The organism is Erythrobacter sp. QSSC1-22B (assembly GCF_001678665.1).
GTDB lineage: Bacteria > Pseudomonadota > Alphaproteobacteria > Sphingomonadales > Sphingomonadaceae > Qipengyuania.
This window is the reverse complement of sequence record NZ_LZRP01000016.1, coordinates 1-19,113: the sequence shown is the minus strand read 5'-3', so window position 1 is coordinate 19,113 and position 19,113 is coordinate 1. Positions and strand designations below refer to the sequence as shown.

18 protein-coding genes are annotated in these 19,113 nt (G+C 52.7%); 5 read left to right on the top strand and 13 right to left on the bottom strand.

Annotated features, from left to right (window positions below; all coding sequences use genetic code 11):
- The coding region (locus tag A9995_RS17470) for a hypothetical protein (protein ID WP_233998262.1) at positions 1 to 206 on the top strand (206 nt) is incomplete at its 5' end.
- A gap of 76 nt (positions 207 to 282) precedes the next feature.
- On the opposite strand, the gene A9995_RS15480 is transcribed toward A9995_RS17470, so the two are convergent.
- The 9 genes from A9995_RS15480 to A9995_RS15440 form a co-directional block, all read right to left on the bottom strand.
- Positions 283 to 1,305, bottom strand: a complete 1,023-nt coding sequence (locus tag A9995_RS15480) for an alpha/beta hydrolase (RefSeq protein ID WP_067614670.1) — start codon at positions 1,303 to 1,305, stop codon at positions 283 to 285.
- Positions 1,305 to 2,510, bottom strand: a complete 1,206-nt coding sequence (locus A9995_RS15475) for a cytochrome P450 (RefSeq protein WP_067614668.1) — start codon at positions 2,508 to 2,510, stop codon at positions 1,305 to 1,307. The genes A9995_RS15480 and A9995_RS15475 overlap by 1 nt, the downstream gene beginning before the upstream one ends.
- Before the next feature lie 96 nt (positions 2,511 to 2,606).
- On the bottom strand, positions 2,607 to 3,137 hold the full coding sequence (locus A9995_RS16365; protein ID WP_082992821.1) for an NADPH-dependent FMN reductase: 531 nt from the start codon (positions 3,135 to 3,137) through the stop codon (positions 2,607 to 2,609).
- Positions 3,137 to 4,903 (bottom strand): AMP-binding protein, encoded by a 1,767-nt coding sequence (locus A9995_RS16360; RefSeq protein ID WP_082992820.1) that lies wholly within the window; start codon positions 4,901 to 4,903, stop codon positions 3,137 to 3,139. The genes A9995_RS16365 and A9995_RS16360 overlap by 1 nt, the downstream gene beginning before the upstream one ends.
- A 41-nt stretch (positions 4,904 to 4,944) precedes the next feature.
- Positions 4,945 to 7,380 carry a TonB-dependent receptor gene (locus A9995_RS15460; protein ID WP_067614662.1) on the bottom strand — a complete coding sequence of 812 codons (2,436 nt, stop codon included), beginning with the start codon at positions 7,378 to 7,380 and terminating at the stop codon, positions 4,945 to 4,947.
- 108 nt (positions 7,381 to 7,488) lie between these two features.
- Positions 7,489 to 10,008, bottom strand: a complete 2,520-nt coding sequence (locus tag A9995_RS15455) for a LuxR C-terminal-related transcriptional regulator (protein WP_145917019.1) — start codon at positions 10,006 to 10,008, stop codon at positions 7,489 to 7,491.
- An 88-nt stretch (positions 10,009 to 10,096) separates the two neighbouring features.
- The gene (locus tag A9995_RS15450) at positions 10,097 to 10,522 is read right to left on the bottom strand and encodes an ester cyclase (protein WP_145917018.1); all 426 of its coding nucleotides are present in this window, start codon (positions 10,520 to 10,522) and stop codon (positions 10,097 to 10,099) included.
- Between the two features lie 26 nt (positions 10,523 to 10,548).
- Positions 10,549 to 11,988 (bottom strand): aldehyde dehydrogenase family protein, encoded by a 1,440-nt coding sequence (locus tag A9995_RS15445; RefSeq protein WP_067614672.1) that lies wholly within the window; start codon positions 11,986 to 11,988, stop codon positions 10,549 to 10,551.
- Positions 11,989 to 12,002: 14 nt separating this feature from the next.
- On the bottom strand, positions 12,003 to 12,320 hold the full coding sequence (locus tag A9995_RS15440) for an EthD family reductase (protein ID WP_067614656.1): 318 nt from the start codon (positions 12,318 to 12,320) through the stop codon (positions 12,003 to 12,005).
- Between the two features lie 125 nt (positions 12,321 to 12,445).
- Here A9995_RS15440 and A9995_RS15435 point away from each other — a divergent pair, with 125 nt between their 5' ends.
- Positions 12,446 to 12,850, top strand: a complete 405-nt coding sequence (locus A9995_RS15435; RefSeq protein WP_067614654.1) for an ester cyclase — start codon at positions 12,446 to 12,448, stop codon at positions 12,848 to 12,850.
- A gap of 88 nt (positions 12,851 to 12,938) precedes the next feature.
- On the opposite strand, the gene A9995_RS16355 is transcribed toward A9995_RS15435, so the two are convergent.
- From A9995_RS16355 to A9995_RS15425, 3 genes are read right to left on the bottom strand one after another with little or no spacing between them, the layout of a single operon-like run.
- Positions 12,939 to 14,075 (bottom strand): M20 family metallopeptidase, encoded by a 1,137-nt coding sequence (locus A9995_RS16355; protein WP_168157440.1) that lies wholly within the window; start codon positions 14,073 to 14,075, stop codon positions 12,939 to 12,941.
- On the bottom strand, positions 14,065 to 15,036 hold the full coding sequence (locus A9995_RS15430) for an alpha/beta hydrolase (RefSeq protein WP_168157439.1): 972 nt from the start codon (positions 15,034 to 15,036) through the stop codon (positions 14,065 to 14,067). The genes A9995_RS16355 and A9995_RS15430 overlap by 11 nt, the downstream gene beginning before the upstream one ends.
- A 44-nt stretch (positions 15,037 to 15,080) precedes the next feature.
- Entirely contained in the window at positions 15,081 to 16,118 is a 1,038-nt protein-coding gene (locus A9995_RS15425) for a serine hydrolase (RefSeq protein ID WP_168157438.1), read from the bottom strand.
- A gap of 116 nt (positions 16,119 to 16,234) precedes the next feature.
- On the opposite strand from A9995_RS15425, the gene A9995_RS15420 reads away from it, so the two are divergent.
- The 3 genes from A9995_RS15420 (at position 16,235) to A9995_RS17710 (ending at position 18,675) form a co-directional block, all read left to right on the top strand.
- The gene (locus A9995_RS15420; RefSeq protein ID WP_168157437.1) at positions 16,235 to 17,218 is read left to right on the top strand and encodes an alpha/beta hydrolase; all 984 of its coding nucleotides are present in this window, start codon (positions 16,235 to 16,237) and stop codon (positions 17,216 to 17,218) included.
- A gap of 336 nt (positions 17,219 to 17,554) precedes the next feature.
- Positions 17,555 to 18,445 carry a bile acid:sodium symporter family protein gene (locus A9995_RS16350; RefSeq protein WP_082992816.1) on the top strand — a complete coding sequence of 297 codons (891 nt, stop codon included), beginning with the start codon at positions 17,555 to 17,557 and terminating at the stop codon, positions 18,443 to 18,445.
- A gap of 29 nt (positions 18,446 to 18,474) precedes the next feature.
- Positions 18,475 to 18,675, top strand: coding sequence for a transposase (locus tag A9995_RS17710; protein WP_082992815.1), 201 nt, complete (start codon positions 18,475 to 18,477; stop codon positions 18,673 to 18,675).
- A 258-nt stretch (positions 18,676 to 18,933) separates the two neighbouring features.
- Here the strand turns inward: A9995_RS17710 and A9995_RS17465 are convergent.
- Positions 18,934 to 19,113 (bottom strand): hypothetical protein (locus tag A9995_RS17465; protein WP_233998261.1); only part of this gene is annotated, 180 nt, incomplete at its 5' end.

Sequence of the window (19,113 nt, the reverse complement as noted above, 5' to 3'; positions counted from 1 at the left end):
CTCGGTCGGTCAAATCGCTTGGATACCGCAATCCATCACGGCTATGCTCGCGCCGAGCAATACCAGTCCATCCCATCGCTTCCTCCATCTTCTCGACAAAGACGGCTGAATCACAAGATGCTGGTATTGCTCAACAACTTTCGGATCGGTCTCTTAAAGAAGGCGACTGGAACGATCTGTTAATGAAAAAGGCCGCATTGATCTGATCGAAAAATTGCTAAAGTACCTAAAGGTTACGCGATCGACGGTGTGGCATCTTTAAAATGGTTCTGATTTTGCAGGTTAGCCCGAGCATTTTCTGACTGTGGTTGCTCCTGCCTTCAGTCTCGCCGCACAATCATCGATCGCGGCTGCGCCCTCAGGTATCACACCCGCCATATTGAGAAACGGATGGATCATGCCGTCATATCTTATAAGTTCGACCGACACGCCCGCTCGCCGTAGAACGGCCGCATATTCTTCGATATCATCCCGCATGATCTCATACTGTGCCGAGATTACGAAAGCCGGTGGCAGGCCAGAATGATCTTTTGCCAGTAAGGGCGATATCTGCCAGTTATCTATCTCTTCGTTACACTGCAGATATTGCGAGTAGATAACTTCAAGATCGTCTTTCTCGAACAGATAACCTTTCTCGAACGCTTCCATCGAACTTGACAGTCCCTTGGTGCCGACCGCTGGATAGATCAGCAGCTGGAATTGTAGTTCGGGAAAGCCTTCATCCCGTGCCATCAGCGTCATTACTGCCGCGAGATTGCCACCAGCTGAATCGCCGCCCACACTAAGTTGCGACGCATCCAACCCCAACGCCGTCCCATTCGCCATGGCCCATAGCAGGCTGAACCAGGCGTCGTTCACAGCCGCAGGGTAGGGCTTTTCGGGCGAAAGTGAATAGTCGACTGAGATTATAGCCACGCCCGATTGTTCGCACAGCCTTTGGCATAACGAATCATATTGCTCGAGGCTGCCGACAGTCATTCCGCCGCCATGGAAATAAATGAGAACGGGTGGCGGCCTCGTGCATCCACGAGGCCGGTAAAGCCTTACCCGTAATGGTTCACCGTCCCGCTGGATCGAGAACTCTGTCGCGAATGTGACTTGCTGGTCAGGCAGTCCCAAAAGTAAGAATGCCTCCTCGTGCGATCTGCGTCTCTCTTCAGGCGAGACGTCGGGGTCGTAGCGCTTTGCGGCAGCAAACCGGGCGAGGATATGCCTGACCGCCGGGCTCAATTCAGCCTCTTCGGGTGGCAGCCAACTGGCTCTGTTTTCCCGAACAGCGAGTTGATAATCTCGGTTCTTTTCCATTAATTTCCCCACGTCACAGGTAAGGTGCGAGCACCGTACAGTACCATATCGTCCCTGAAATCGAGGTCTTCGAACGAAGTTGCCAAACTAAGGTTCGGCATTTCCTGGAAGAGCGATCGAAATACCAGATCAAGCTCGACCCTAGCGAAATGCGCCCCGATGCATTTATGAAGCCCGTGGCCAAACCCCACGTGGTGACGGGACGGGGTCTCGGCATTTAGTCTATCGGGTTCGTGGAACGCGGCGCAATCTCTGTTGGCTGAGTTGATCATCACGAGAACGCCATCACCTCGCTTTATTTTGGTATCTCCAATTATCACGTCTTCCAAAGCTGCACGTGGCAGTCCGGCATGGTTGACACTTAGATAGCGCACGAGTTCATCAATCATTTGCGCTCCAGATACCTCGTCATCTATGAATTTCGCCAATTGCTCGGGTGATCGAATCAGCGCTGCGGCACCCAGTCCTATGACCTGCGCCATCGTGTCATATCCGCCGAGGAACAGCAGCGCGGTGGTCCCCACAATCTCTTCGCCTGACGCGCCGTGAGAGACTGCTACGGTTTGCACCAAACGGCTGATCAAATCATTGGCCGGAGAAGCTGACTTGCCTGCTACAATTTCTGCAAAGAATTTCATGAGCGCAAAGGCGTTCTCCTCCGCCACTTCCGGACTGCTTACCCTATCGAGTATCCGATCGGTTGTCTCTTGAACGAATGCACTATCATTGGACGGCACACCGAGAAGACCTCCGATAATCTGGGAGGCGACTGGGTACGCAAAGTGCTCGATCAAGTCGGCGGGCTGCGAAAGATTTTTGAACTCAAGAATTGCTGACGCCACTATCCTCTGCATCTCCGGCAGGAGGGATTGCACATGTTCGTTGAGGAATTCTCGGATGACCAAGGAGCGCATCCGAAAATGGTCCGGAGCATCGTGCTGCATGAAAAAGCCGGGGGGCGGTGACACCGATCCTGAAATGTACGATGGGTACCCTGGCGCGAGCGGACTTGAACTGAAGCGCTTGTCCATCAAGACAGCTTTGGCGTCCTCATGACGGGTCACCAGCCAAGCCTTATCGCCCTTCGGTGTTTTCACCTCAGGAAGCAAAGCTTCGGAGCGGTAGCGTGCGAGTGCTGGTGGCGGATCAAAAGGACAATCTCGCTTGATTGGGAGAGGGTCTAACTCGTCAGGTTTATGCATCATTGATGTTGGTTTCCTCACAGCGTATCAAGTGCTTGAACCCTCGAATTGTGACAGCACCGGTCGCTGGGATTCTTCACAAATTTGGCCCTTGATTGTTCATTCATGGGGACTACAGGTCAGCAACCCCAGGCTTGCTAACAGAGCTGACCGAATGTTCGGTTTTTCCAATAATGCATCAGCGCTGCTCGCATCTGCGCATACCGGGACGAAGATGCTGGCGTCTTCGATGATTGTAGCCGCCATCGTAGTGAGCACTTCGCGCAATTGTGCAGGAGCGTGGATCGCACGGTCCGTCGTGGCCCACACTGCAACGGGTTTGTTCGACATCACAGTCGTGCTGACCAACCAGTCCAGCGCATTCTTGAAAGACCCGGGTAATCCGTGGGCATATTCAGGTATGCTTACGAGCACCGCTCCGGCACTGGCGATTTCATTCCGCAAATCAGCTACGCTTTGATGCTCCGCGCCATCGACATCGTAATCGGGATTGAACGGCGGGATTCGCTCAATTGTTGCGAAGATCTTGAGGCGCGATTTTCCCCAGACTTCCTGGGCCGCTTCGAGGAGAATTCGGTTGCTTGAACGGGCGCGCAGGCTTCCGCAAATGGCTAGTATCGAGTCAGACATCACATTGCCTGTTCAGCGGACACGGTCACATCCGCATCAACAGGAAAACGATTGATCAATTTCGACATTTTATCGGCATTAAGTTTATCTCTAGCATGCAAAACGGCTTGGATGGTGATGGCGCCTCCAAGATCAGCCTTTGCTTCGATCGAGGCCGGCTCAATACCCTCTTCTGCAAACAATCGCTTGATACGCTTGTTGGCAGCGGCAAGGCGCAAGGCCGGTTTGTAGATCTTTCCGACCGCCGTAGTAGGCATGGCGGCTATTGCTTCGATTATCTTTGGCCGGGCTGGTGGTTCCGATACGTCGCGTTCTAATAATGCCGCGAGTTCAGCAAGTGCCTTGACCTCGTCAGCTCCGGCACGCAGCTCGACGTAAAGAGCTGGCACCTCACCAGCGTAATCGTCGATTAGCCCCACGGCTGCGGCAAGAACTACATCGGCGTGGCGGGCGGCGACCTCTTCGATTAAGGCCGGATCGATATTGTGCCCGCTCCTGATGATCAGATCCTTTGATCGCCCAGTGAGCGTCAGCCAGCCATCCTCTGAAAGCAACCCCAGATCGCCGGTGTCGAACCACTCATCAGCACTACGCTTAGCGCCCCCAAGATAGCCATGAAAGACATTTGCGCCCTTAACCATGACCCTGCCCACCAAAGTGTGTTGTACCGAGATTGGTTCGATACGCACGTGAACGCCGACGAGCGGTTCTCCGGCTGTTTCAGGCCGGGCGGGCCCATTTCGAGGCGCGTAAGCGATCACCCCCGACGTTTCGGTCATACCGTAACCTGTGTGAACCTCCTTGCCGGTGACTGCCGAGAAGCGCCTTGCCGTCTCAAGCGGTAACGGGGCGGTTCCCGTCAACACGTAGTCGAGCGCTGACAAGTCTGCGCCATCGACGCCGACGTTGCATAGCGCCGCGATCGAAGTGGGCACCGCGACCATCATGGTCACGTGCTCTTTCTCCAAGAGTCTCCAGAACGATGCCAATATATTCGGATCGCGCATTCCTGCTGGAGCCGGCATGACCACCGCTGTCCCAGCAAGCAAGGGCGCTAGCCCGCCGACGATCGCGCCAGCTATGTGGAATAGCGGCAGAGGACTGAAGAATCTATCTTTCATGCTAAAGGCAAGAGCAGGAGTTAAAGCTTGTGCGCCGCAGGTTAGATTTGCCAGCGAAAGGGGCGTTATTTTGGGCCGTCCGGTTGTCCCGCCAGTATGGAACAAAGCGGCTAACGCATCAGCGGGGCGTTCGAAGTCATATGTGACATCAATCGGCGCTTGCTGAAGCATTGCTGGAAAGTCTCCGCCTGCGCCGACCGTCAACATCCGCAGTTTTGGCCTAGCTTCATTGATTTGCCGAACAACAGCCGCCAGCGTGGGGGATGTACGGTGTGTCGGGACACAAAGTATGTCCGCTTCAAGTTCATCTAGCAGATGAAGGATGTGTTCAATTTGGAGCAACGGGTTTATCAAAGCGACGCCTGCAACCGACATTCCGCCCCAAAGAAGCAGATGAATTTCCGGTATCGTTGGCAACAACAGGGCTATCCGATTCTCGGAATCAAGACCGTACCCTTTAAAAAGCGTTGCTGTCCGACGGACATCTGCAGCAAGTTGCGCCCGCGACCATCGCGCCATGTCGCCATCAATGTCGGATGATCGATAAGCGATCAGTGCATCGCCATCGCCACCCCATTCGGCGGCGGCGTGTTCAAACATGGAAGGAAGGTCAATCGTTAAAGAGGTGTCGTATTTATTAGACATGAGGCTGTCCCTCGCCAATATACGGAAAGGTTAACATCGGTCTAGAATTGAACCGCCAACGTCGCGCCATACGTCGCTGGCTGACCGGCATACCGTACCAAAGTGTCTTGGGTTTTGAGCACATTAACTATGTAATATTTGTTGGTCAGGTTCTTTACCCATATGCTTGCGGTCCACCCGTTGTCCTGCGCTCCGATCCCAGCCCGCAAATCAACGAGAGCGTACGCAGGCAGAACCAGCGTCGGATCATTGTAACTCTCGCCTGCGCTCATCGACGTATCGGCAGGGCGGGCCGGATCGCTCCGTTCAAGACCCGCCTTTGCTCTGCTTTGATAAGTCACCGCACCGCCGAAGAAGAGTTCCAAGTTCGATCCAACGCCGGTGCGATAATCGGCATCTGCTGAAAGCGTCCATTCAGGAGTGTACGGAAACGCATTGCCCGTAAATGGGATGGCCGGCCCCACCCTCTGCGGAAAATTCGTAAAGTCGGTCCCGTCCGAATTCTCCAGGATTTCAGAGTTAACGTAACTGGCTGTGCCAGCAAGAGTAAGTTCGTCCAAAGGACGCCACATCGCTTGCAACTCACCGCCCCAGATACGGGATTTTGGGATGTTTACGAGCTTTTCAAGTTGACCGAATATCTGGTCCTGAACGCGGCCACGAAGCTGCTTATTCGTATAATCATAGTAGAACACTGCACCGTTTAATTGTGCCGAACGTCCACCGATCGGGGCCTTGAATCCAGCTTCATAGGCCAGCAGCTCCTCTTGGGTCACCGGAAGCAACTGACCGGAATTGGAGGCAGACAGCGTTGGAAAGCTTCCCGCTTTGTAACCTTTGCTTATGTTGGCATATAGCAATGCTTCACCTCCGCCAGGTTTGAAATTTAACCCCGCCCGCCATGATAGATTGTCCTGATCAAGATTATCGGACACGAGCCCGGTCGACCCATCGGGAAGTAGAGTCACGCAATCGCCCGCCGCTGCCGTGACCGGAACATTCAGCAAGACACCTTGTATGAAGCCAAAGATTCCCGACAGATCTCCAGCCCCACTGTCTACTGTGCAACTTTGATAGCTGTTTTCCGACTTCGTATATCTCAGGCCCCCCACGATGCTAAAGCTATCCGACAACTCCAGCTCGCCATTGGCGAATACGGCATAGTTTCTGATTGTACTGTCGGCATTATTAAAGAACGTATCGAAGCCGAATGGTCCGACGAAAGCACCGGTGGACTCGCCTAAAAAGATTTGTTGGCTGTCGCGAATTCGGTCATCTTGATAGTTCGCTCCGACCAGCCAGTTAAGACGGCTATCGAGCGCCTGCCCGCCTAGCCGCAATTCTTGTGAAAAGGACTCGATTTTACCACGCGGGATAATGTGCAGGTTGCGGGCAGTAGTTCCGTCCGCATCTTGGAAGGCAAATTGGTCGTATTCTTGATAGGAAGTGATCGAGGTAAGCGTTATTTCATCGGTGAGCTCGAATTCGGCGCGGAGCGAGGCCTGCCAAAATTTATTATTGCGCGAAAGATCTAAGGTTGGAGACCATTCCGCGATACGTGGGTTGAAATCGGTAATGATGGACGCTGGGATTCGCGGGTCAATTGCAATTGCACCATTCACCGGAGCAACCTCAACGGCCTGACCGGCTTGGGTGTCGCTCTTGTCTACCCAGCCATTGAGATTTAGGGATACACGCAAACGGTCCGTTGGCTCGAAATCAAGGAGCAATCGCCCGGTCGTGAAGTTTTTCTGACCCAAACTGTCATTGGGGCGAGACTTACTGTATTGCCAATCTCCGCCCTGAACCGTCTTTAGTGCGATACGAGCGGAAAGACTGTCGCTAATCGGTCCGCTGACATAACCCTCCCCTTCGAATGTATTGAACCGGCTATAGCCCCATGACAGCCCGGCTTCCAACTCGTCAGTAGGTTTTGCAGCAATATAATTGATCGCGCCACCGGTGGCGTTCTGACCGAAAAGGGTGCCCTGTGGGCCCTTGAGCACCTCAAGCCGCTCAAGATCAAGCACCGCCCCGCGCGTCATCGCCGGGTAGGGAAGACCCACCTCATCTACATAGACGCTAACAGTGGGGGCAGCTGCCAAACTGGATTCATAGAACCCCACGCCGCGCAAGGTGTAGGTGGGGAAATCGAATTGTGAACGCGTGTACGTAAAGCCTGGTATTAGCCGCACCAGATCGGTGGGGTCGGAGATTTGTTTTTTTGCTAACTCTTCTCCTGAGAATGCGTTGATCGACATACCGACATCATTGAAGTTCTGCTCACGTTTTTGCGCGGTAACGACGATGACATTTAATTCACGACCAGTTCGAACTTCGGCCTCGCTCGTTCCTGCTTCGTCGCCCCTCGCCTCGTCCGATATTTGAGCATGTACCGGCATGCTTCCCAGTACGCTCGCCAATGCTATAATGGACGTAAGTGTCGGTGCTTTAAGCAATGGTACAATCAATTTCATCAGTTAACCCCTCGTCGATCGCGCTATTGCAGCTTTGCGCTTTTTTGCTTGACGAGACGGAATGTGCGGCCGGATTACTGATCAAAGACCATCCAAAAGTATGGTTGATCAGTCTATTTGCCCATGAGCACGCGCTACTTCAATGGCGCTGGTTCTGTTCGCGACATGGAGCTTTGCGAAGACATGCTGCAAATGCCATTTGACGGTGTTTTCAGAAACGAACAATCGGCTCGCGAGCGCTTTGTTGGAGAGCCCTGTAGCAACTAAAGTCATCACCTCAACCTCCCTCGCTGACAGGGCTTCGACATCGGCGTGCGCGATGCCGAGAACGACGCGTTGCTCTCCGGCGTTGCTCAAAATATCGTTAAGGTAGACCAGATCGAGCATGCTTTTCGCAAGCTTGCTTTCTTCAGTCGCAATTGATTGGATAAGAGTGACGGCAGCGGGACCCTCGTCAAGAAAGGTTCGAAGCAATCGGCCCGGTTGAGCTAGTTGCAGCGCTTTGCGCATGGCGCGAAGAGCGGTGGCGATCTCGCCGCGATGGTTCCGAGCGACCGCCTCAATAACGAGCAGCCGGCTTGCTTGCCATAGCCTGCCATCGTTCTTGGCACGGTTAATCGCTCCGCGCAAAGCGGCGAAGTCACTACGGCGTCCCCGAACGATGAGGTCGAACCGTATCTCTGCGCAATTCCCTTCTAGGTTTAAGCCACCTGTGCGTTTCATGTCCGCAAAGGTTCCGCTTTGATCCATGGCAAGCTTTAGTTTACTCGCCTGTCTAACCTTGTTGTCACGCAGTGCGAGGGTGATGCGCTCCCAAGTGGCGGCTTGGTAGAGACGTGGCCACCGCCTTCTTACAGCAAGTGCTGCGGCATCGCTCAGCCAACGTTCCACTGAATAATGGTCGTTGCGAATCGCAGCAAGGCGGCAGGCTGTGATGTAAATGGATGCGACCGCATCGGGTAAAGCGACCTCGACCGAACTAGCTAGACTGCGCTCGATCCACGTTTGCGCTCCATCTAAATCGTTCCACTCATAAAATACCATCGGCAAATAGCCGCTTGCAATCGCTTCCAAAGCGGGTGCCTGTTCCGACGGTTCGATCAACCGCGAACCCTCCACCCATCGCGCCATCGCGCTATCGAGGTGCCCTCCGATGGCAAGGGTCAGACCGTTCAGCGCGAGAGCAAACGTTGCTCCGAAGGTATTATGACTCGCATCGTGAATTGCTTGAGCCTCGAGGGTCAACCGGTTTGCTTCGGCTATATTGCCGCATTCGATACGGCCGATCGCTGACGCGGTGAGGAATACGCCACGATTGTAAGCGTCGGCTGAACCCATGTCCGCCTGCCCAAGTTCGCCAAACCGTAATGCGTCGAGCGGCCTATCGGCGAAGGCGGCGACGATCGCCTGAGCCGCTATCAATGAAACAGCTTGTGATCGCGTAAGCGATCCCGACCGCTTTTGAAGTCTTTCTATCTGCGCGTCTGCGGCATCGTATTCGTAAAGAACGGCGTGCGCCGGCGCGGCTTCGAGACTTATTGCTGGGTAGCGATCCAACATACCGTCTGGCAGTCTTGCAATCCAGTCGCTAAAAGATCGCCACCTGCCGATGCGTTCGTGGGTGCGGCTCGATTGAGCCAAGAGTGAAGCGGCCCGGTCGACATCACCGCCGCCAAACGCATGGGCGATCGCATCGCTGATATGATTATTCTGTTCATGCCATTCGGCGGCGGCGAGATGATAATTTTGCGAAGTTTCTGGGTGAGTACGCCGCAATTGCGCCTCCAGGCAAGCGCCGACCAGAGAATTGATTTCGATCCAGCCTTCCAGCGTTCTTTGAAAAAAGAGTCCCCTGTCCTCGCACTCGGCGATGCGTTCTTCTGCGTCGTTAATTTTTCCAACATACTCGACTAGTTTTGTGGTGAACCGGCCTAGGGTCGCGGCTATATAGAGCAATTCAACAGACGAATCAGGTGCACTCTGTGTAATTTCGTCCAAAAGGTAACGTTCGACCAACCCGCCCCGTAGGCTCAGCGCATCAATCAGTTGGCCGCGATTGGACGCCCCTTTTCGCGCTTCAATTATGGCCATGCGGATACCCGCCGGCCACCCGTCTGCCATTTTTACGATCGCGATTTTCACACTCGGATCCGTCAGGTCTGCGGCATTCACAAGTTCGCCTGCCGCAATGTCATCCAACTGGAGATCACTGGCTTTTATCATCAGAGCTTCGTTTTGGACCGTTCGGCGCGGGACACGCAAAGGTATACGCGTTCGACCGGCGATGGCGAACTGGACCACATGCTCGTGCTGATCTAATAGCATCCCCAGGGGCTCAAATATCGCTGCCGCGATTGTGTGCGCGTTGTCGATCAAGACCAGTAACGAAGTTTTGTTCGCCACGTGGGCGGCGACTATCGTTTTAAGTTTCTCTGTCTCATCGGCTGAGTAGCTATCGAACCATACGGTGTCTCCGCCTCGTCCGATAACTTGATTGTGCATCGATCTTAACAACGCAGTCTTGCCATATCCTGCCGGGGCTTCGACAAAGACCGACTTCGTCCATCCTGCAATCATTTTGTCCGCAGACCGAACTTGATACGGGAAAGGCCCTTCATGAATTTCCAATTTTCGGACCTTCCTCCGACGCACGCGGTTAGAAACGTTAGGAAATCAATTTTGGCGCATCCAACTGAGCTTCACTACCACTAGTCTTTCAGTTTCCCAGTACCGCCCGTGCAGCCTGCTCCGAGTTGACCCCCATCTGCCTCAGCCGACCAATTTCATCAAACAGGCACCATTGCTCAATAATGAGACCATCAATAATACGGTACAGCCCCAGTTCCATAAAGTCGATTTTATTGCCAGATGCTGGGATTCCCGCAAAATTACCCTCGTGAGTGCCGGTTGACCGGAAGCGGTCGGCCACCCGATCATCGGCTGCGAAAATGTCCTCAACATGCTCGGTCCAGTCGGGAAACCCAATGCGAACCGAACGGACACCTCGCTCGACTGCCTCACGCCCTTCCCGTCTCGGTATTGGAGCGCTCGGAGGCCAGTGTGCGATGAACTTTGGGTGGTAAATGCCGGCAATCATTGAGACATTACCTGTAGACCACAAGTCATGGAGACTTTTGATCAATCGTACGCCCTCTGGTTCCGAAACGCTCACGAGTTCATGGCCGTGGCGTTCTGCGCTCCGAGCATTGCCTTAGTTTCAAGAAATTCACCAAAAGCATGGTCGCCCCATTCCCTGCCGTTGCCCGATTGTTTGTAGCCGCCAAAAGGTGCTGTAAAATCGGGATTAGCTCCATTCAGATTTATTAAGCCCGCTCGAAGCTTTTTACCAATCGCCAGCGCCCGATCATGGCTACCATGAACATAAGCGGCCAACCCATATTTAGTGTCGTTGGCGATGCTGACAGCATCATCATCGTCATGGTATCCAATTATCGACAGGACCGGACCGAAGATTTCCTCTTGAGCGATCGTCATATCGTTCGTGACATTGGCGAAAATGGTAGGCTTCACGTAATAGCCCGTTTGATGGTTTGTAGGACGCCCTTCGCCCCCCGCTATGAGCTCTGCACCCTCAGCGATGCCGGTTTGAATGAAGCCTTGGATGCGGCGCCATTGCGGTGCCGACACGACCGGTCCGATCGCAAAATTCGTGCCCAGTTCTCCGACTACAATTTTCCCAGCGGCCTCCGCCGCTATTGATGTGACTTCTTGCATCCGGTTGACCGGGACGAGGAGCCGGGATGGAGCAATGCAATTCTGACCCGAATTCATCATTAAGGCACTCACACTTAGTGGGATTGCTTTGTTAAAGTCGGCGTCATCCAGAATAATGTTGGCGGATTTCCCGCCCAGTTCTTGATGCACGCGTTTGATTGTCGGAGCTGCCGCCCTGGCTACCTCTACGCCTGCTGCGGGGGACCCAGTAAAGCTTACCATATCTATTTCAGGATGTGAGGAGAGAGCCGCGCCTACACCAGGTCCATCTCCATGGACCAGATTAAAAACGCCATTCGGAATGCCCGCCACATCGCATATTTCAGCAAACAGGTGCGCACTGAACGGAGCCAATTCTGATGGTTTAAGGACCATAGTGCAGCCAGTTGCCAACGCCGGAGCGACTTTACACGTGATCTGGTTCATGGGAAAGTTCCATGGAGTGATGAACGCGCAAACGCCAATTGGCTCTTTTGTTATCAGTGTCGTTCCTCTTCGCTGGTTGAAAGGGTAATCCGTCAGCACACTGATCGCTGTGCGCAAGTGAGATCGGCCCATCATGACGTGAACGTCACGAGCTAGGTCCTTGGGCGCACCCATTTCTTCTGTAATGAGATCCGCCATTTCGTCTGCGCGACGATCATACTCGCTCGCAATCGCTTCCAAGATTTCCAAGCGCTCACTGCGTGACGACGATGACCATGTCGCGAAAGCGAAGCGCGCCGCCCAGACCGCTCGGTCGACATCCGCACTATTGCCGAGCTGGATTTTGCCAGCGACCTTTTCGCTCGATGGATTAATTACGTCAAAAACCCTTGGGCGGTCCGGCGATATCCATTTGCCGTCGATGAAAAATTGGTTGTACTCCCGCATGTCCTGCTTCCCGTTCACGCCTCGAGGGCAATGTCGCTGACTTGGATAATCGGCTCGATATCGGTGTAGTTTAGCATATCGGCTTGCAGCTTCTCCATGTGGGGGAAGAAAGCTTTCTCGTAAGCTTCCTTGGAACTACAGACAAAACTCGCTATCGAATGGTAAGCAGCGGCAGGCCATGGCTCACCGGGTGAAAGACACTTTTCGACGACGATAGCCGCCATGGATGGGCCCAGTAATTTGATCGACATCGGCATATGTGTGCCGATGTAATAGTCGAGGTCGAACCAACCGCCCTCAGTTTTCGGATATAGAATGGTGACTTTAATCATGAAGCTGCTCCTTGTGCGATGAAGAGTATGAAAATCGTCGTGCCACCGGGGCCATTCAAAAGTATGGGTGTCTTCGATAAAGGCGGGAGTAGTATCGACGATCAATAGATTTGGAGGATGGCTTCATGACTGGCGTTACACAAGATCACTCGGAAATTGCGTCTAAAGCGCTGAAGATCGCCTTCTCACCGGAATTTTCGATGGAAGAAAAAAGGAGGTTGCTGCCCATCTACATAAATCCCGACAATTACATCCAGCATGGAACTACGGTCAGCGACGGATATGGCGGGTTAATGCAACTGATCGAACAGCTCCACCGTTCGGCAGACAATTACGGAATATCCATCAAGCGAACGATAGCGCAAGACGATCTCGTCTTCCTCCATTGCCATTATCTGTTTGGCAATGGTGATGTCCGAGGGAAGGCGATCGCCGAGATTTTCCGCATTGAAGACGGCAGGCTGGTCGAGCACTGGGATGTCATACAGGATGTGCCAGCTAAGTCAGCGAATACCAACGGCATGTTTTGAGGCATTTGATGCTTGATAGTTACCCGCAAATTTAAGCAGCCCTACATTTTCAATATGCAAATCCCGAGCACAAGATGCGAACACTGCTTCAGCACTGCTGACACCAGCGATCGATAATGTTTTCATAGATCGAAACCGCTTGACGTATACGCTCGATCGAGCACCATTCATCAGTTTGGTGAGCTAGTTCCGGCTGCCCGGGACCCAATAAAATTGTAGGCGCTACCATTTCTGATTGTAGAACTGACGCATCTGTAAAAAAAGACATCGGTTCTACTGCAGCACCAGCGCCGGAGTCGACTATATCGTTCAGTACTTCAGCGACAACGGCTACAAAGGGCTCGTCTTTCGAAGTCAGTATAGCTGGCATATCGATCAATGACTTTAAACAAATCCTCTCGCCTAATCGTTTCCGCAAGTCCGCGCTGACAACAGCATGGTCCATGGTATCGGTAGTCCGGATATCAATCGTACATTCGGCAGCATCCGGTACCGAATTAAAGTTAAGACCGCCTCTGATCGTTCCGACATTGAGGCTTGGATTGCCCAGCTCTGATTGCGAATAACGAGACCAGTCGACATCTCTTGCCGCCAAAACTGCCTCTGCGATTTCATAGATCGCATTAGACCCAAGATCGGGCATAGAGGAGTGTGCAGTGACACCTTTAGCGCTGGCATTGAAGCAGAGGCAGCCTTTGTGCCCCAAGGACATCCCATTGGCGGTCGGTTCGCCCACTAGGATAGCGCTTGCCCGCCCCAGTTGCATATTTTGCCTTAATGCAATTGCGCCTTCGCAACCGGTCTCTTCCCCGCCGGTGAAAATTAGAGTTATCCCGCGCCGAGCATGTGATTTTTGTGCAAAGGGCAGCGCCGCGCAGATCATAGCGGCGACCCCTGCTTTCATATCGGACGTCCCCCGTCCATACATCCGACCTTCTGATGTCTCTCCGCCGAAAGGATCAGCTGTCCAACGTGTTTCGCCTAGCGGGACGGTATCGAGATGGCCAGTAAGTACGAGGGGATCGGCTTTCGTATCCGATCCTCCAATCCGGGCGATTAGGTTAACCCTTCTCGGTCCAAAACTTTGCAATTTAACGTTCCATCCATGGCGTTCCAAAAGGGCCGCCAGCAGTGATGCGCAAGCATGCTCGTCGCCTGGGGGGTTTATGCTGTTTTCGCCAACGAGCTTTCTCGTCAGCTCGACGGCATCATGTTCAAGACGCACTGGTTCCTGCTTTCCTAAAGGCTTTCGCCAACGCCTTACCACCCATGTCGCACGCTTCTGCCGCTGCCGGCACCCGGCCACCCATGTTCAGGAACCCGTGGATGACCTCACCGAATCGCCGGATTTGCGTTGGCACCCCGGCAGATTGCAGTCGCCTGCCATAATCTTCGCCTTCATCACAAAAAATGTCATAATGTGCCGTGACAATCAGTGCCGGCGGCAGGCCCGATAGATTTTTGGCCAGATTAGGCGATACTTCGGGGCTTTCCCTGAGTTCGGGGCCTTCGAGATACTGCATGTAAAGCCAATCCAACTGATCGGGAGTAAAAACGTAACCAAAGGCAAACTCCACCATAGAACCCTTCGTTGGATCCAATGACCCGACGGCGGGGTAAACCAAGAATTGGAAATCAAGCGCCGCTTCTCCGCTGTCGCGCATGGCCTGTGTCGTGGCCGCAGCCAGCATCCCGCCACCAGAATCACCGGCGATCGCAACCCGGTTCGGATCGCCACCGAAAGAAGTTGCATTATCGCGGACCCAGCGAACCGCTGCCAAACAGTCATCGAGCGCCGCGGGATGCTTATGTTCGGGGGGTTGTCGGTAATCGACGGCTACCACGATAGCCTCTGATGCCTGACAGATTCGGCGGCATATTGCATCGTACGATTGAAGGCTCCCCATCACCAGCCCGCCTCCTCGGCAAAACACGGTAACGGGCAGCTTGCTGCTGCGCACAACCTCTGGATGGTATATCCGCACCGAGAGTTTGCCGCCCGGTCCCGAAATATCCTTGTCTTGCGTTTTAACTGGGGCCCGGTCCATGTCGATTGAAGCGTAGTAGTCATCGAATGCGCGGCGCATTTGCACTGGTGTCATGTTCAATGGATCAAGGAAGGGATGCGCTTCCAAATGCCGTACTATCTCTTGCGAAGCGCCATCAAGACCAGACAAGTCAGCCATAGGAATTGTATTAACCATCATAATTCTCCGATTAGTTCAACTGGTTAGGTCATGAGCATAAAGTCGTAGACTGCCCGGCTAGCGTGCGCGATCGCTCGTTCGCGAATGATGACAGGGCTTGCGCTCTTCTTAATGTAGATTGCGATAGCGACTGATCCGCTCTTTTCGGGCAACTCGATAACACCTACGTCACTCGTGGAGCCGCCAAGGGTCCCTGTCTTATGGGCGATGGTCACATGAGCTGGCATACATCCTTTGATCCGGTTGTCATTCTCGCAACGTTCCATGACTTCGAATAAACGATCGCGGGAGGCAATACTCGTCAGATTCCCATGCCAGAGTTTAGCCAGTAATTTGGCCATCGCAGCAGGTGAGGCATTATCGCGCTCATCATCATCATAATTGTTGTTCGCTTGTTCGGTCAAAGCATAGAGCCGCGCCTTTTCACGAGCCGGAAGTACGGAGAAAAACGAAGCGAAGCTTTGCCCCTCCGTCAGATCGATCTCTAGGAAGTCTGCTAGGAATTGCGAAGTGGACCGATCAATCCGCATGCCCGCGATATTTGCTTTCGCAATCGCTTGAGAGACGTAATCTGGACCGCCGACGAGTTTCAACAACGCATCCGTTGCTGAATTATCGCTCGTCACCATCATGATATCTAGCAAATTAGCTACCGAGATAGCCAAACCAATATGACGGAAATACGGTTCAATCAGCGGTGGCGGCACAAGAAGATCGGCGCTAATTTCCACCATCTGATCTAATGCAACCTTCTCGTGGTCGATCAGTTGCAGAATGCACATCGCGAGCGCTATCTTAAATGTGCTAGCCATGGGAAAGCTCTCAGAATCGCGGTAACTCACTGTTCGGCCGTCTTGCAGATGGATGGCAGACAAACCCATTAGTCCACCACTTGATGCTTCGAGACGCTTGAGCTCGGCGCCGATCACGTTGCCAGAACCGGCTTCGCCAAACACTTCATTCCTCAATGGTGACACGATACTCTGCGACGACTGCGATGCTAACGCTGCAAGTCTTTCTTCAAATAGTCCCAATTCGCTGTTCTCCGCTGCCAGCGGCATTCTAGACCGCGATCCTAGTATGCACGATCTACCATGCCGCATCCCCATACTTTCAGGTGGTCTAGCGAACGGGATTATCGGGAATGTTTGTTCCTGTTGAGCTTAGGAGACAACACATGGGAAGAGATGCATTCGGTCAGCAAGAATTGCCGGTATATGATGATCACGCGCCTCTTGACGATGCCAGCGCAGCGGTTGTTGCGCAGGCATCCGGCACCCAGCCTGCGAAGTGGTGGACGCAAGATATCGAAACTAGCCGACGGGAGTATGCTGAAATGGTCACGATGCTTGGCCTACCAGTTTCTGGCTTGGCCGACCGCACGATGATCCTGATCGAAGCGGCATCGGACCGTATGCTTCCGCTTCACATCTATCGGCCAAACGATCGAGCAGCCGACTGCGCTATTTTGTTCATGCGCGGAAGCGGAATGTGTATGGGTAACATGGGTCTGTATCATGCCATTCTCGAGCGCTTGGCCCATTATTCAAATGCATTAGTGGTGGCTCCTGAGTATCGCTTAAGCCCTGAGCATCAGTACCCCGCAGGTCATGATGATGCTTACACCGCTTTCGAGTGGATGGTTGACAGCGCAGCAGCGTTGGGCGTGGATCCGGATAATCTGGTTCTTGCAGGAGACTCGGCAGGCGGCATGCTTGCCGTGGCAACAGCCATGCGGGCCCGTAAGGAACACCCTAAGGCATTTGCATTGCAGATCCTCGTTGCCCCCGCGCTGGGGACACGACCGGAAAGCTTCTCCGTATTGAGTTACGGTGACGGCTATCTGCTTGATACCGAAGATCTGGCTTGGCTGTACAGAACATATGAAGGAACCGGCAAGTCAGATGATCCGATGATCTATCCAATATTGGCAGCCGATCTTTCAGATATGCCGCCGACATTCATGATTACAGCTGGATCTGACATCATGCGCGACGATGCCGAGGCATTTTTGAAGCAGCTGCAGCGTGCTGGTGTGGCTGTCGAACTCGAACGCTTCGAGGGCACCGTTCATCCGTTTCTGAACATGGGCGGAGCGATCCCCGCATGTGATCGTGCCTTGAGAACAATAGGAAGTCGTGTGATTGACTTCTTTGGTTAGCGTGAACTTCTGAGGCGATAGCGGTCGCTCACTAAAGAGCGGAATAGGATTGGCTGAACCGTCCGATCAAAACGAAAAAGTTGAATTTCAAAAAAAGATTGAATAAAGAATCCAGAACAACGCCCGCAATTCACCTTCAGAGACTTTTTGCATACGACGTTACGACAATTTCCAAAATTAAGAGCTGGTAGTGGAATTATTATTGCAATTTGCGATTTTGGCGGTGGCTAAAAGATACAGTTAACTAGACTTGCGATTTATGAGCCCCGCTATCGTCAGTAATAAGTTATTCAATTCATGACTAATTGAATTTCACGATCTCTCATCAGAGGTAAAATGGTAGTTTTTTACATAGAACACGAATATTGGTTTGCTGTATTTCAACTGGTATTGGCTATGTTAGGAATGGGAGCAACATTGACTACGCATGACTTTCGGGCAGTTTTACTCCAGCCAAAGGCGGTCTCGAGCGGGATAGGAATACAGGTGTTACTGGTACCTTTTGTGGCTTTTGTTTTTATTCAAGCTTTCGGAGTTACTGGTGGAGTTGCTATTGGGGTCGCACTTATTGCGGCCATTCCAGGAGGGGCGACATCAAACATTTTTACTTTTTTTGCGCGTGGTAACGTCGCTCTATCAATCACCATCACCGCGTTAACCACTGTCGCTTGTCTCGTAACAGCCCCTCTGATTCTTAGGTTTCTTTCTACGCAGTATCTACCCGCGACATTCGTGATGCCGCGCGCAGATATGGTCATCGATATCGCTTTGGCTCTGTTATTTCCGCTAGCAGTCGGGATGGGTTATTTACGTTTTTTGCCTGATTCCGCTGCTGCCTTTTCTCGGTGGAGTATTCGCGGATCATTGATTGGCCTTATATTAATAGTGCTCGGTTCTTTGATGTCCGGAAGATTGGATATTGAGATGTTTGGTGTGCGAAACTTTGCACTAATTGCGTTGCTAATTTTCATGTTTGCTACATCGAGTTGGCTAGTATGTCGTATAGTGGGCCTATCGTCTTTCGATTCTACGGCGATCAATATTGAGGTCGTTGTACGGAACGTGAACCTTGGTCTCATGCTTAAAGCAATGTTGTTTCCAGCAATCCTCGGCCAACCTGATCCAATTGGAGATATGGTTCTAGTTTCATTGATATCGTATGGTTCGATGCATATGGTGGTTGCAGCCGCCTTGATCGGTTGGAGACGGCGCAAAGGTCATCATTGAGGAGTATTGGTAACATCCAATGAGAATTGATGTGGAGGTGCATCAGAAGCGGAGATACCCGAGTGCTAACGTCCTTCAATGACCTGATTGCGATGATGAAATCCATTCCTGACGAGCAAGCGGTAGCTGACCACTTTACGGCAATCCGTTGGAAAAATGACGCGTTCTGTCCGCATTGCAGCAACTCGCGTCTATCATTTCTTCAACTGGCGGAACCATTGGCGTGCTGACTGCCGTAAGCGCTTCTCAATCCGCGTCGGCACTAATTTCGAAGACAGCTAGTGGTTAGAATCTGGCGGATGGAACCCGCCCAATCGGCAATTGAGTGCGGTTTTCCGCCATCCCAGTAGGATTCTTCCGATTGGTTTTAACCACTAGTGGATTGATCGGATCATATGAGTCCGATTAGGGATTCCCTGTTTCGCTGTGATGTGCGATTCTGTGTCCATGCGCACCGGTATATCATTCACCCTGTCTCCCAGTGATCGTCAGCGATTGCGGGCCATCATCGCTAAGAGCCCGATCCGAAAGTTGTTGAGCAATACCAGCATCTTGTGATTCAGCCGTCTTTGTCGAGAAGATGGAGGAAGCGATGGGATGGACTGGTATTGCTCGGCGCGAGCATAGCCGTGATGGATTGCGGTATCCAAGCGATTTGACCGACCGGG

Excerpts from the sequence above, each read along its gene's own strand:
- A9995_RS16360 (WP_082992820.1), bottom strand. The coding sequence starts at position 4,903 with ATGTCTAATAAATACGACACCTCTTTAACGATTGACCTTCCTTCCATG.
- A9995_RS16350 (WP_082992816.1), top strand. The coding sequence starts at position 17,555 with ATGGTAGTTTTTTACATAGAACACGAATATTGGTTTGCTGTATTTCAA.
- A9995_RS17710 (WP_082992815.1), top strand. The coding sequence starts at position 18,475 with ATGTGGAGGTGCATCAGAAGCGGAGATACCCGAGTGCTAACGTCCTTC.
- A9995_RS16365 (WP_082992821.1), bottom strand. The coding sequence starts at position 3,137 with ATGTCTGACTCGATACTAGCCATTTGCGGAAGCCTGCGCGCCCGTTCA.
- A9995_RS15435 (WP_067614654.1), top strand. The coding sequence starts at position 12,446 with ATGACTGGCGTTACACAAGATCACTCGGAAATTGCGTCTAAAGCGCTG.
- A9995_RS15440 (WP_067614656.1), bottom strand. The coding sequence starts at position 12,320 with ATGATTAAAGTCACCATTCTATATCCGAAAACTGAGGGCGGTTGGTTC.
- A9995_RS15475 (WP_067614668.1), bottom strand. The coding sequence starts at position 2,510 with ATGATGCATAAACCTGACGAGTTAGACCCTCTCCCAATCAAGCGAGAT.
- A9995_RS15420 (WP_168157437.1), top strand. The coding sequence starts at position 16,235 with ATGGGAAGAGATGCATTCGGTCAGCAAGAATTGCCGGTATATGATGAT.
- A9995_RS15480 (WP_067614670.1), bottom strand. The coding sequence starts at position 1,305 with ATGGAAAAGAACCGAGATTATCAACTCGCTGTTCGGGAAAACAGAGCC.
- A9995_RS15445 (WP_067614672.1), bottom strand. The coding sequence starts at position 11,988 with ATGCGGGAGTACAACCAATTTTTCATCGACGGCAAATGGATATCGCCG.
- A9995_RS15425 (WP_168157438.1), bottom strand. The coding sequence starts at position 16,118 with ATGCCGCTGGCAGCGGAGAACAGCGAATTGGGACTATTTGAAGAAAGA.
- A9995_RS15460 (WP_067614662.1), bottom strand. The coding sequence starts at position 7,380 with ATGAAATTGATTGTACCATTGCTTAAAGCACCGACACTTACGTCCATT.
- A9995_RS15430 (WP_168157439.1), bottom strand. The coding sequence starts at position 15,036 with ATGGCTGACTTGTCTGGTCTTGATGGCGCTTCGCAAGAGATAGTACGG.